The 12,778-nt window shown below is 55.4% G+C and carries 12 protein-coding genes; 3 read left to right on the top strand and 9 right to left on the bottom strand.

Annotation, left to right across the window (positions count from 1 at the left end; genetic code table 11):
• Positions 1 to 35: 35 nt before the first annotated feature.
• The 3 genes from NKI99_RS23150 to NKI99_RS23140 are packed head-to-tail and all read right to left on the bottom strand — an operon-like array spanning position 36 to position 3,336.
• Positions 36 to 500, bottom strand: a complete 465-nt coding sequence (locus tag NKI99_RS23150; protein WP_050593865.1) for a Mov34/MPN/PAD-1 family protein — start codon at positions 498 to 500, stop codon at positions 36 to 38.
• Entirely contained in the window at positions 497 to 2,155 is a 1,659-nt protein-coding gene (locus NKI99_RS23145) for a ThiF family adenylyltransferase (RefSeq protein ID WP_352612138.1), read from the bottom strand. The genes NKI99_RS23150 and NKI99_RS23145 overlap by 4 nt, the downstream gene beginning before the upstream one ends.
• Complete coding sequence (locus NKI99_RS23140) at positions 2,155 to 3,336, bottom strand: CBASS cGAMP synthase (protein ID WP_023724569.1); 1,182 nt, start codon at positions 3,334 to 3,336, stop codon at positions 2,155 to 2,157. Before NKI99_RS23140 ends, NKI99_RS23145 begins: the two co-directional genes overlap by 1 nt.
• 330 nt (positions 3,337 to 3,666) lie before the next feature.
• Here NKI99_RS23140 and NKI99_RS23135 point away from each other — a divergent pair, with 330 nt between their 5' ends.
• Together NKI99_RS23135 and NKI99_RS23130 are read left to right on the top strand one after the other, a co-directional pair.
• Positions 3,667 to 4,140, top strand: a complete 474-nt coding sequence (locus NKI99_RS23135; protein ID WP_023724567.1) for a hypothetical protein — start codon at positions 3,667 to 3,669, stop codon at positions 4,138 to 4,140.
• Between the two features lie 12 nt (positions 4,141 to 4,152).
• Positions 4,153 to 4,863, top strand: coding sequence for a hypothetical protein (locus NKI99_RS23130; RefSeq protein WP_352441418.1), 711 nt, complete (start codon positions 4,153 to 4,155; stop codon positions 4,861 to 4,863).
• Between the two features lie 106 nt (positions 4,864 to 4,969).
• Here the strand turns inward: NKI99_RS23130 and NKI99_RS23125 are convergent, their stop codons facing one another.
• From NKI99_RS23125 to NKI99_RS23115, 3 genes are all read right to left on the bottom strand, one after another.
• On the bottom strand, positions 4,970 to 6,703 hold the full coding sequence (locus tag NKI99_RS23125; protein WP_352441417.1) for a competence protein CoiA family protein: 1,734 nt from the start codon (positions 6,701 to 6,703) through the stop codon (positions 4,970 to 4,972).
• Between the two features lie 393 nt (positions 6,704 to 7,096).
• A complete protein-coding gene (locus tag NKI99_RS23120; protein WP_352612136.1) occupies positions 7,097 to 7,885 on the bottom strand; it encodes an AbiJ-NTD4 domain-containing protein in 789 nt (262 codons plus the stop codon).
• Between the two features lie 881 nt (positions 7,886 to 8,766).
• Entirely contained in the window at positions 8,767 to 10,017 is a 1,251-nt protein-coding gene (locus NKI99_RS23115; protein ID WP_352612135.1) for a DUF3644 domain-containing protein, read from the bottom strand.
• 274 nt (positions 10,018 to 10,291) lie between these two features.
• Here NKI99_RS23115 and NKI99_RS23110 point away from each other — a divergent pair, with 274 nt between their 5' ends.
• Complete coding sequence (locus NKI99_RS23110) at positions 10,292 to 11,344, top strand: putative phage abortive infection protein (protein ID WP_352441414.1); 1,053 nt, start codon at positions 10,292 to 10,294, stop codon at positions 11,342 to 11,344.
• A 12-nt stretch (positions 11,345 to 11,356) separates the two neighbouring features.
• Here NKI99_RS23110 and NKI99_RS23105 read toward each other — a convergent pair whose 3' ends face one another.
• The 3 genes from NKI99_RS23105 to NKI99_RS23095 are packed head-to-tail and all read right to left on the bottom strand — an operon-like array spanning position 11,357 to position 12,586.
• Complete coding sequence (locus NKI99_RS23105; RefSeq protein ID WP_352441413.1) at positions 11,357 to 11,623, bottom strand: hypothetical protein; 267 nt, start codon at positions 11,621 to 11,623, stop codon at positions 11,357 to 11,359.
• Positions 11,617 to 11,913 (bottom strand): HNH endonuclease, encoded by a 297-nt coding sequence (locus NKI99_RS23100; protein WP_352441412.1) that lies wholly within the window; start codon positions 11,911 to 11,913, stop codon positions 11,617 to 11,619. Before NKI99_RS23100 ends, NKI99_RS23105 begins: the two co-directional genes overlap by 7 nt.
• Positions 11,882 to 12,586, bottom strand: coding sequence for a protein kinase domain-containing protein (locus tag NKI99_RS23095; RefSeq protein ID WP_352612132.1), 705 nt, complete (start codon positions 12,584 to 12,586; stop codon positions 11,882 to 11,884). Before NKI99_RS23095 ends, NKI99_RS23100 begins: the two co-directional genes overlap by 32 nt.
• Between the last annotated feature and the right edge of the window lie 192 nt (positions 12,587 to 12,778).

Genomic DNA, 12,778 nt, shown 5'->3' with positions numbered 1-12,778 from the left:
GGCGGTCAAGCGGCAAGTTGATTTTACGCCAACGTTTAGGTAAAGAGTTTCGCTACGTCGTTTTCCTCGTCGAGCGTCAGCTTCTTAACGCGACTCACGTGCGGCGATTGCAAACCAGCATACATTTGAGTGTCGTTGAAGATCAGAAAAGCCATCAGTCTTTTTGTATGACCCGCGATGCGCCGCCAACTGCGCCGATCGACAAAGGACGGTTCGGCTACTCCGCCTGGGTGTGTATGCCATTCGCCAACCCAATCGATCGTCTGCCCCGAGCGCACCCACTCTCGAAGGGCCCGAAGCTTGTGACCTTGCTCAGATCTCCGGAAGAGGGTTGGAGTGGCATAGTCCCACCGCCCCGGGAAGGTAGCGCTGTCGATCTGAATTGCATCGTTTTTGCGGTAGCCGAGGAGAAGACCGCCGCGTTCGCTTAGTCTCGGCCAGTTATTTTCGTGTTCGCGAATTTTATCCAAGACCGATTTCGGCACCAGTACCTGCGTCATGCTGACGTTCGTCTCGACGCACATGCGGGGCAGAATTCAGAAGGTCTCGGAAAACGTGGTCCTTGCACCCGCCCGCGGCGCAGATCGACCACAGCGGACCTGAGCCGCGGACCCGGATGGCCGTTAGCCCAATCGAGCGCCGCACGCGTTGTCAGACTGGCTGCCATCATCGGCGCGTCGATCGTGAAGGGGATGAATGAGCCGTCCCCACAAGTCGCAGGCTGCAAATTCAGTTCGTCCTTCTCGTCTCCGACCGGAAAGCGCCAAGGTCCATCGAAGACGGGCTTCAAACACCGGAAGCAACTGAACTCGTCTCTTAAATTGAGAAAGCTCTGCACGCCCGCGCCGTTCATAAACACCCAAGAGTGAAGAAGTGCGCTAGTCTGAATGGCGGAGTTATCTAGATACCATTCGTTGATGGCCGACTGTACGTTCCAGGAACCTGTCGCATCGATTATCAGATCATGTTTAGCCAGCACGTCCAAATGTTCGAGCGCATCTTGCTCGTAGGCAGCTACATGCACCTGCGGGTGAAACCGCTCTAGCTCGGCCGCGACAGCTGAGGCTTTTGGTTTTCCGATGTCGGTAAAGCCAAGCAAATGTCTCCCGATGTTGCCTTGGGCCAAAACTTCGTTGTCGAAGAGGCTAAAAGGCTTGCAACTGCCCGCGCCTATCTGGACGAGCATGCGAGCAAGATTGCTACCGATCGTGCCGCAGCCAATGAGGGCTATCGATTTTTGCTGCAGGGTATTTTCGCTTTGATTGTTTCGATTTGTCACGTCAGTCAGACTCGACCACTGACCCGAATATCTGTCCAGAGTGATTTTGGTGGCTAGCGTTTCTGCGATACCAAGCAGCGCCTGTTGACGTATATTACCTTTCGACACTGCATGCTTGAGGTCTTGCGGAAAATTGACGGAAATGCCAAGCAGAGCGTTTGGCGCGGAGATAAAGAGACAGTTGTCCGCACATAGGAACTGCACAAGCCTTCGCCAATCGCGGTGCAGATCAGGATGTCCTACCAGCCACTTCTTGAGGTCTGCGAGCGTCCGCGGCGCCATCATGATACCTATAGGCCCAACGAGCTTTTCCGTTCGCCAGAACTCAACTGCGCGGGGAAATGCTGACTCGTAGCCGCGTAGTTTCTCTTCACTTGAGATGCATAGAAATTCCACCTTGCCTTCACGCTTGGCAAGAAAGAGAGTTGCACGCCTGCCATCTGCAACCTCATCTCGCGGAAGCATGCAGCGCACTGTCAGGTCTGACTTCCAGTAAGATTGGTATTCGTCTATCAACTCGGCGGGGCCTTTCCCTCGGTAGGAAAGCTCCAGTGTCCTGCTCGCTTCTTCGAGCACTCGCAAAATCGCCTCGCCAGGCTGATATAGATCTAAAGGAAGCCCAGCCCCGGAGGCATAGCAAATCCCGGTCTCCTCTTCGATATGCGCGAGAGTTTCGACCGGAATCTGAGTGCGATCTTTGAGTGTGATCCGAGGGCGAGTTGCAAAGCGCATATCGGGGATCGATATGGAAACATCGACGGGCCTGCCATGCACTCTTATCTGGCCGTCATAATCGGCTGGCCCTACACCGGCAGGAGCGAAGCCGGCATTGCGCAAGGTCGCATCGACGATAGCCAGTGCGCCCCTTGAATTCATTAGCCCGAAGTCGAAGCAATAATACGCGGTGCGGGGACAACCGCGGCCGCCGCCTTTTGGATCGCTGAAATTTTTGGCGCCATTTTAATCGCGTCGGGCCGATAAGGGATGCGCGTGCCGAAACGGTTCCGCAGTTTCAGCACAACCTGTTCTGCGTCGCCCGTGCGTTCGAGGGCGGCTTCCATTTCACCTCGAAGCGCGACCGCGCCTCTTACGATCTCGTTGCGATCTTGGTCGCTCCAGTCATTGATGCAAAGATGCCACAGAACCGGGTTGACGATCGTTCCGTCGAATATACCGGGCAGGCGCTTCGCAATCTCCAGTATCAACTCATCGTCGCGATCGCCTCTCGGAAGGCCCGGGAGTTCCGAGAGAGCCATGTCGATTGCACGCATCAGGCAGATCGAGGAGAGCACCGACTTCTCCCAAGTGTAGTCGCGCCAGCCCTTGAAGAAACGGCAAAGACGTCGAAACGGCGGCCCGTATCTCTCCGATCGGCCGTCGACCCAATCGTGTATCATCTGCGGGTCGGACTGAACCCAACTCCCGTCTCGTTGAGCCAACATGATCTTATCTGAAGGTAGTTTCCAGCCACCTTTAACGGAACCGCGTGTTGCTACGGCTATATGCGCCTTTGCGAGACTTTCACGAAGTTGATTGAAGCGGTCCTGTGGGATTGAATAGATCGGAATGTCGATGTGAGCCCCCGGCCACAATTTCACCCTTGCACAACAAGCTTTGGTCGTATCACGGACCCAGCCTCGCGCGTCGCAAAGCGGTATCAGCACTGAATCCACAAACTCGAACAAGCCTTTCGCGGCAAGTGCGGGTTCGCCGTTGGCGATGAACTGGACGGGCACGTACATGCCGTCGTCAAGGTCGATTTCTTGCTTGGGCTTTTGCGCGGGCTCGTTGAGCGTCCGGTAGGCGAAGCTGCCTTGGGTCATGAACTTGACTTGGATTTCGGGTCGTTGCCGCCAGCTGACTTTCTGACGATACGAATCCTGCCAGTAGTTGTCGGTCAGTTGGATTTGTGATGCCGCGGCCTTCAATGTCGCGCGAATTTCACTGCGCGCTTCCATCAGTTGTGCGCGTTCATCGTCGCTTACATCTAGGTTCGCCAGATAGCTCGGCTCGGCTTTGAGGCCGTAAAAAAGCGCGTGCGCATTTGCTAGAGTCATTCCCCACCTGGCCGATTCTTACTTTGATCTCAACATGGGCGAGGCAGGCAGGGGATTCAAGGAGTATAGGCGCGATATGTACAGGAGTCTGACGAAGGCTTGATTTTTTGCCGTTTTGACTGTTTGTGCTAGACCTTGCGCCACTTTCAGATCCGATCGGGTCCAGGATGGCGCGCCAGGACAGGCTTGGTCTGAAAGTCGAATGGATTTCTACCATGCGCCTCTGGACCACCCCAGCTTCAGGTAACCAAAAAATTGGGCAGATCAGCTCGCACAAACACAATGTTGTAACGGTTTGCATTCGATTCCAAAAGCGCGCAGTTCAGCACCATGACGTCGGCCGCACCCAAAAAATTGATCAAGCAACTGGTGAGCCTTCTTGAGGAAGTCGACGTTCGCGCAGGGTCAGATTTCTCCGGAATTGGGTTGATAGTGGCGGAATCTCCTGAATACTTGCCGATCATTTCGCTGCGCCCGACAAGCAATCTCACCGATGATGCCGAAACTGCAACAGCGTTGGCGGCGATCTCGCATCCTTGGCATGAACTTCATGATGGCTTTCATGTTCTTAAGCCAAACCTCGAAGTGACCAGGGTTGCTCAATATTTTTCGCCACCTATCGTTCCTGCGGCACGCATTGACAGAAAGAAACGCTTCGGTGGGCGTTATCTCGCAGCGTTGTTTGGATCGACGCTCCCCGGGGTGCTGGCCACCGGCATTTCGAGTCGTGACTTCGGCTTGGCCGTGTTCCATCGAGGTAAAGAGGAGTTCTACCGTGCTGCACGCGATCGCGGCCGGGAGTGAGGGGGCTTTGCAATGATCTTCGCAATGAGTCGCAGTCTGATTCTGAGTACGCTCGTGCTGGTAATCGTGGCGTTCTGCGTGGGAATTCTCCATTTTGGCTATGCGGCAAGTCCCCGAGATCTTTTTGAATGGACTTCCAAAATTGCACTATTCATCAGTTGCACGATCGTGCTGCTTAGTATCCGACCAATTTTGCGCGTTCTGCACTGGATAACTTTTGCGAAATACTGGTGGTTTCCATGGCTTGACGGGGAATGGCGTGCCGAAATTCGGTCCAACTGGCCCAAGGTGCAGCGCTTGTACTTGGCCGCTAAGCGCGAAGCTCCTTCCTTTGATGCTCTCGCCACGGGACTGACACAAGCCGATGAATTGGTTACCAAGGCGACTGTCACGATAGAATCGAGCCTGTTCGACATTTCGATCGAAATTACGCCGGACGGAACAAAAAAAGTGAGCCGCACTCGCTTCGTTCGTCCACGCTGGGCAAAGCCAGATCGGCCAGAGCTGAGCTACGTCTATGAACAGTTGGATAACACCAGTCTTGAACCGACTGACGTGAGACAGCATTACGGGGCCGGCATTGTCGAGTTCATCGCAAGGACCGGCGAGCTCTCTGGTCACTACTGGACCAACCGAAAGGCCGAAGCCGCATTGAGTACGGCCGGCACTATTGTCATGCGCCGCGTGCCAAGACCTGGCTTTTTCGCGCGGTTCTTAGGCTAAAAATCCGCGTAGCTTAAGGCCGGACTGGGTGGTGCGTGTGTCCGCCAGCCCTTTCTGGCCTGTTTCTCAAACCCTTGGTCTCAAGGGCTGTACAAGCCTGCAGATCTCAAAATGGGTGGTGGCGCCTAGAGACGAACGCGTTGATCCAGATTTCTAGCTTACGGAGGACCGATCGAAAGCTTGCCTCGTCTCGGCAGAAGATGGTGGCTGTCGAGCGATTGTAATCCTCATCTCTGTCGCTCAGGAACGCTTCGGCCTCATCCTTGCTCAATCGCTGTTCAACCGCTTTCCGCAATTTCTGACGCCACAAATTTGCTTCGGCTAGGTTGTCACGGTCAGCCCGTTGGCGGCGTTCAATCGCGGAAAGGATTTCACGCGCCTTCCCGGCGGCGTGATAGCCATGATAGGCGGCCTCCGAAGGCGAGCGACCGTCAAGATCAGGATGTGACTCGTTCAGCCATGCGCCGGGCTCGTTGAGTACCGTTTCGGCGTACTCCGCAAGCTCTTTCTGCCGATTGATTTTGATTGTCTCAGCTTGCACGGCAGCTCTGGCCTTCTTCTCCGCCTCCTTCGTGGCAACAACAGCCAGGCGACGATCGCATTCGTTTGCAATCGGAAGGCCCAAAAGTTCACGTACGTCAGTGCGAGTGCCGTTGAAAAGGCCAACGATGGCGCGCAACTCAGCTTCAACTGGTTGCATCGTGCGCGTGCTTGCCAGCAGGGCGGCGTACGGTTCAGCTGTCTCCGGGTTGATCATGTTCAGCCAATCCTCGACCGTCATACCGCCGCGTTCTTCGTCAGGCAGCTGGTCAAGAAGCCATCGTACCGTTTCTTCGATCCCCGTTCGGGCGGAAGACCTGCTCATCTCTTCCATGACTTGATCGAACCAAGACGAGGCCACGGCCGGCGAAATTGCGAAACCGTGCGTCCAATCCAGCGCGACGCCGACTCCGGTAAGATATTTCAGATAGAATTCCACAGCCTTCCATGGCGCAGCAAAGCGATTGTCTAGCGCCTCGATGGCCGCCTCAAGGTCGTTGCTCATCCATCTGAATTCCGGGCGGACAAGGCCCTTGCTTACAAGGTGCTTCGTCGCTGAAATCGCTGTTGGCAGCTTCTTTCCGAGTCCTTTGCCGTACAGGACATCGGCCAGAACAATCGCTTGCCAGTTGCTGGGATGCGTGGTGAAGCAGCCATACCCGGCAACCTCTAACCCGATGTGTTTGTCCAGGCCGATTCCACGCAAGACATCGATGGTCGATATGGGTAGAGGTTCCGGCATTGAGTCCAGAGCGATGTTGTAGGCGCGGGCTTTCTGTCGAGCGTCGGCCGTCAGTTTGTTCGCAGCGGCCACCATTGCTGCGGTAGCTTCTTTTTGGAGCTCCACAACAGCGCGGTCGATCGCCTCGTTAAACAGCCATTTCCTGGGGGCCGAGCGGATTACGGCGTCGGCAACCACCTCTAGCGCGGCATCCCTAGGTATGTGCGAAAGGTCGATTTCTATCGCCGCAACGCCGTGTTGGCGGATGCGTCGAATCTTTTCTTCGCCGCAGGGGTGGGTCACCGCAATTTCTACAAACAGCTTTCGTCCGCCGAGGGTGACATAGAGATCGGGGACTATCTGCTGCGGGTCACGGAATTCGAGAGTCGCCGACTCGAGTTGTATTTTTTCTCGACCTGGAAGGACCCGTTCAACGCTCCCGTGGTTCGCGATCCGCCTTGGGACGAACAAGAGCAGGCGTTCCTTGATGATCTGCTTGGCTAGCTTGTGCAGGGCAGTTTCAGGCCCTCCGCCACAGGCATCGCGATGATGGTGCGCGAAATGTGGCGTCTCTGCCAATGTCCTGGCCACGAGGCGACTGCCGCACCTTCCGGGGCAGACGCAGTCGCACCTGAGCCCGTGGACGGCCATCGAGATGTGCACCAAACTGCCGTCAGACTGCTGCCCATACACAAGCTCGGCGCGATCCGAGCCGAACTTAGTGCGCAGAGGTCCATGGCCTGAACGAACTGTCATATATCAACCGAAGCGGCATCGAGTTGTTTGTCGGTCACGTCAAACTACGGCAAAGCTTGGCTAGTGATCACCTAGATCTGGTCGGAGGACCGTGCCCACACTCTTCCATCGAAATGCACTTGCCCCATTTCCGGCTGGAGGCCTCTCTCGTCGATATCCAACAGCACGAACCCAAATCGATGGCAGTCCAGTTCACTAGGGAGTGCCCCTCCGCTGCTACTCCGGCTTACGACTGACCAGGAAAATGCAAACGGCACACGCGATGCTCACAACCAACTCAGCCTGGTCGTCGTCCGGCATCTCTCCTTCCCGGAGATGACGTCCGTACTGTGAAGCGAACCCCCAGAGCTTGTCCAGAGCTTGGTCAAGCGGCTTGGGCAAATCGAGTGCGTCGACGAGCTGTCCGAGGTTCTTGTTCGGCTGCCCAGTGAGATGGCGTGCGGTTGCTTCGAGGGCGGCAACTGCATGTTGGATTGCGCCCGTGCGATCTGGAATTGGGCGGCGTGAAAGATCACCCAGTGCTTCTCTAATTTCGTTGGCGGCTGTCGCTCTGTCACTTTGCTTGAGCACTTGCAGCGCCTTCGCTGTAACGGCCGAAAAGCCCTCGCTGCCTCGGAACGTAAGGCCTTTGTGCTCCTCCAGCTGCCAGCCAATGCCTTTTTCGCGGAAGAACCGGTTGAGCTCCTCCCGATATCGATCCTGATTTTCTGGGTCGTCACTAAGCCCGCGCCAAAGGGTCTCAGCGATGTCATACACCTTGAACCATTGGCAATCGGCGATCAGGCCAACGACTTCACGACGGACATTCGCATCGGACCAATTGTTGTCGTCTGGAACTTCAAAGAGCACCGCACAAACCTGCTCACGAATCCACTTCCAACTGCTCCCTGTGTTGTGTGCGATCTGAACGATTGCGAAGCGAAGACTCTCTGGGGCATCCTCGCGGAGTGTGATTTCAGCATCAGGACCGCTGTAGCCAAAGCGTTCAGAAAATGGTCGATTCATTCGTTGAATCCGTCGTTAGGTGGGCGGCGCCGCAACCTTAGCGTCTCCCGGTCGCCATCCGAAGCGATGATCATAATCCCGTTGGTGGCCAACGACACGCCCCAAGTCCGACGATCTGGCTGCGGTCAAAACGAGCATTCATCAGCTAGCCTCGTCAAGCATCTCAAATGTATTGTAGCGCCGCTGAGCGGTGCGAGTGCAGTTCGAACTCATGTCGGCCGCATTTTTCTCGGACGCCGACTGATCTAGGAGATCCGCTCCGGCGAATGGGACAAGATGCAGACAGGAACGACGGAGCGCACGTTGTGCTGCCTGCGGCAGTGCGATCGCGAGACGGCCGGACCGCGCCGGATTGCCTGTGACGATGCTCCGTCAGTCCGATGGAAAAGTGCGCCGCGACGGTTTCGGCGCTGCGAATTAGCAGCGCAACTACCCGTCGCAGAGCGCGGAAGTTTGCACGGCGCATCAGAGCTCGACGCAAGAGTACGAGATCGTGGCATAGAGCATATAATATTGTATTATCATAGATTTGAGGAGGAACGACGATGGCAACCAAGTCTCCCGAATTACGACCGATTAAGATGGCAAGATAAAAGGGCGCACATTGTGCTGCGGTCGGTTGGTTGTTTTTGCTAGGATTTTTTGCGCCCTCGGCACATTGTGAGGTTTTGCCGCAACGTGCGCTCCGATCCGAAACAATTGTTTTAGCTTAACAATTTACAATGTGCTTCTCAATCGGCGATTGCGATTGTCCACGGATATTTGGAAGCGGTTCCGCACCGCCGCGAGGTTAGGCCCTTGATGGCTGTCGCGTTTTCATGAGGGCAGCCTGCTCGACATCCGAGCGACGAAGCGAAACGGCAAGAGTGATCTGACCGAGGTCAGGATTGACCTTTACCCGGCGCCATGAGCGTCGTCAGCACTGGTGGGATACCAATTGCAACCTTCGGCGCTTCGGCAGCCTTTTTCGGTGGAAAGAGATCCCCATTGTTGCCTGGATCACCGGGTTTCGCCGGCTTTGTGAGTTCGCTAACGAGCAGATCCACCCATGCGTCGTTGTAGGTATAGCCATCATAAGCCTTGTGAAAGATGCAGTACGTCCTGTTGGTCTTGTCGCCTTTGGCAGGACGCACCTTGTGCCTTTTCCAAGCGTCGGTGTGGTCGCTGAGCGTAAAGCGTTTGGACGTTTTTTTGCTCACCATGGCAGCCACTTCTCCGGGCCTGTAGGGATAGAGCTCATCGGAGATCTTGTACTTCTGCAGAACGTTGTGGACGCTTTTCCCCTCCTCGGATTCCGGCGTGAGGAACTGGATATGCGCACTACCCTTGGATGCGCTGTCGAATGTATAGACGACCCGGAACTGATATTCCAAGTCGGCCAGCTCCTCTTCGGTGAGCTTCGCGGTCAGTAGCGCGTCCAGTGCGGCTATGTGCTGGGGCACGTCATACTGGTGCAGTTGGGCGGCCTGATCGATCTGGAGCTTGCCGAACTGCAAGGCAACGGAAATCTCGTTCTGCAGGCTCAACCGCCGGCCGTGTAGCTCAACGATCGTCTTATCGAAGTTGAGGCAGCAGGCCTGGAATAGCGATAGCCAGCGCGGATCACTACGCCCCAATAGCTTGTGTTCGACCTCGTCCCGAATGGCCTTGATGGTCGCGAGATTGTTTTTAATGCCTTTGGAGAGCGGGCAGTCTGTTCTGCTAAGCATATCGCTCAGGGCAAAGGTGGTCCCATCTGCGTTCAGGATCGAACCATCCTTGCGCTGGTGGAACTCGTGAAGAAGATAGGTCCATGCGATGTTCGCGAGAATGGCGAACATGCCGGTCTTGAATTTGTAGGTGCTGCTGTTGAAGATGGTGACAGCAAGGATCATTGCCTCGCGCGCCCTTATTAACCGCTCGTCGTCGTAAAGATTCAGGCCGGTGACGGGGTCGAAGGACTGCTTCCGCTTTTTGTAGAACTCAATCTGCTCGTCAGTAGCAGGAACAATCTTCTTGTCTTTCTTGACCCCGGAAATACGGCCAAAATTGATGGTCGGCGTGCGCTGGTAGTTGATGAGAGCGTGAATATCCTGGTTGCGCTCCCCCTTGGCCAGCAATGCCTTGACGATGCTCTTCTCAAGAGCGGTCAATCCTCCTCCGGCCATCATGCTCCCCCAAGCGGCTAAATAACGGAATTTCGTTCAAGGTGCAGTGTAGCGCTGTATTTCCGGAAGTTAAAGTAACCGCGCATGTAGGGCGCGCGGAATACATGAAAAGCAAAGTGCTGCATAGCGCTCGCCGAATAGATAACCGTAGGTGACACCGAGAGCGAGGCAGATCGGCTCGAGCTCGCGGTAATCCGGTTTCAGCGGGTTGGCCTGGAACAGCTGCCAGCGATGCCAAGGGACGCCTGTGGCAATGGTTATGCGACCGCTGTCCATTGCGTTCTGGGGGATTGCCAATGGCCGCCAAAGCCGTTCGCCATCACACCCCCAAACAATATTGCGGCTTTCAATCTTGGCTGATACTTCTCTGTTTGAGGGAAATGCGATGAATGGCTGGGTTATCTTTTGGCTGGCAATAATAGCCTTCGTCGCTCTTGTGTGGGCAAATTCTCGCGGCACTCAGCGGTGGCCTGGGTTCGACGGGTTCCAAGCGATTGTCGCTCCAAAGGCCGGTGACTCCGCTCACGGCTTTTACAAGATTCTTGTCGTGTCGGTCCTGATCGTCGCCGGGATCTTTATCTTTGGGTATGCCAAACTGGATAAAGCGGAAACGCTTGCATGGTTTGGGGACTTCGTCGGCGGCGTCATTGGCCCGGTTCTGACGTTCTTGACCTTCGTCGGGCTGCTAGTCACCATTATCCTTCAGCAGAACGCCAACAGGGAGGCGAGAGCCGAGGCCGCAAAGGCCGAACAGGCATTCGAAAAGCAGCTGTCGTCGCAGAAACGCGAGAGCTTTGAATCCACCTTTTTCCAGATGCTCACCTTGCACAACACGATCGTCACTTCCATCGATATTCGAAGGTCGGATATCAAGCTGGGAGACATCAAGGGTCGGGACTGCTTCAAGTTCTTCAGCCAAATCCTGCGAGCCAAATTCGAACAGGACAAAGAGCTTGGATTGACCGATGGGGATGCCATCAGGATCGCTTATTCAGCATTCTGGATTGAGTGGCAGCAGGACCTCGGCCACTATTTTCGCTACCTGTACAATGTCATCCGCTTCATTGATGAGGCGAATGTGCGTGCTCGGTACATGAAGCTGCTAAGGGCGCAGCTCTCGGACTTCGAGCTTGTGATCATGTTTTACAACTGCCAGACCGAACAGGGTGCAAAACTAGGAAAATATGCTGAGCAATACGCAATGTTCGATAACCTACCTAAACATCTCTTATACTCACCTACTCATGCTGGTCTGATGCACGGCTCGGCCTTTGATGAGACGCTGTTGCCACAACAGGCGGTTTATGGATGACGCGTCCCTCACTCATTGCCGGCTGGTTCCCACAGGCATGGGCTCGGCCAACCGAGGCTCGATCTGGACCGACGCCGCCTGAGCTTCAGTCATCATTTGTTTGATGTCGTCCAGCCGCTGCCAATACCATAGCTCAGCGCCTACCGTCTCGCGGAGCCGTTCAATCGACATGGGTTCGGCCGCGCCAGCCTCCCTCTCGAACGCCTCTAGGCGCCCAATACGCTCCGCAATATCCGAAGTGCCTTTGCGAGTTGGCGAGCCTTTGGCCTGGCTCAACATCCAACGTTCCAGTCAGCTGCGCCTTTGGACTGGTTGCACGGCCCGCAGGACGGCACCAGATTGCTGGTGGTGTGGAAATGGCCTGAAGGGCGCCCAGCCTTCACCAAACCGCGCAAATGGTCCTTGTCGGTGGCCAGCGCGCCGCAATAGACGCATTCTCTCTCTTTAATGCCGGCTGCAGCAAACAGCTCGGCCTGGGCGATCGGGTCCACATCGCGCGGAATGATTGCATGAACGAACGCATGGGCAAGCGACGTGCTACGTCCGGTAATAGTTGGTCTCGCGGCCATTTACTTCTCCGAGAACTCCTCGCTCTAACTTGGGATAAGGTAGCAAGATGCCTACGATCGGCGAATCCGTAGCTAGGCTGTAGTCAAGCGCCAGGAATTCAGGGGAGCTGTATCGAAGAGTCCCAATAAAAGGTCGTTGGAAAGCGTCGGTTAAGTTCGACAGACCCACCGGGAGGAGCACTCCGAGGTCTAGGAGGATGGCCCTTTCTGAATCATCAGTGACGGCAATGTTCTCGGGCTTGATGTCTCTGTGCGCGAGGCCGAGATCCTCAAGAAACCGCGCGGCGGAGGCGACCTGTGAAATCAGGGTGCCGTATTTTTCCGGTGCGATTGCTGAAAGTGAGGCATGGAGATTTTCATAAGGGAGTCGCTCCATCACCACAAAAAGGTGCCCGGTAACTGAGCAGGCGCCACCGTCCAGTATAGTGACCAGGTGCGGGTGGCTTTGACCAATGAGGCTCTTTTCACGATCAATCCTTGCGAGTTGGACATCTCGCCCGTATCGCTCGATGAGTTCGGGATGAAAGATCTTTATCGCCCCTTTGACCCCATCCATCTCTGCAGAAAAAACAACTGCGGATTTTCCGTTGCCGAAGGTGGCGTCTATTGTCCATCCTCCTACATTGCTTCCCAGCAAGCTCTCAGCGAAGATTTTGGCTTGAGCGCTATCCATTTAATTCCCCCACCGCACGATACCCCAAAAAACATTTCATCGATGAGCATAAATAAGGGCCCAAGCAACCCTGAACTCACTGTAATCTGTCGCTAATATTAGCTTCTCAGGGTTTATCACCAAGGAATCTGCGAGGGTTGGCGTGTCTCCAGTCAGGCCTCTCATTCATCGGAGGCTCTGGCGGTGGAACCG

The organism is Mesorhizobium sp. M0239 (genome assembly GCF_040321815.1).
Lineage (GTDB): Bacteria > Pseudomonadota > Alphaproteobacteria > Rhizobiales > Rhizobiaceae > Mesorhizobium.
This window is presented reverse-complemented; position numbering and strand designations above follow the sequence as displayed.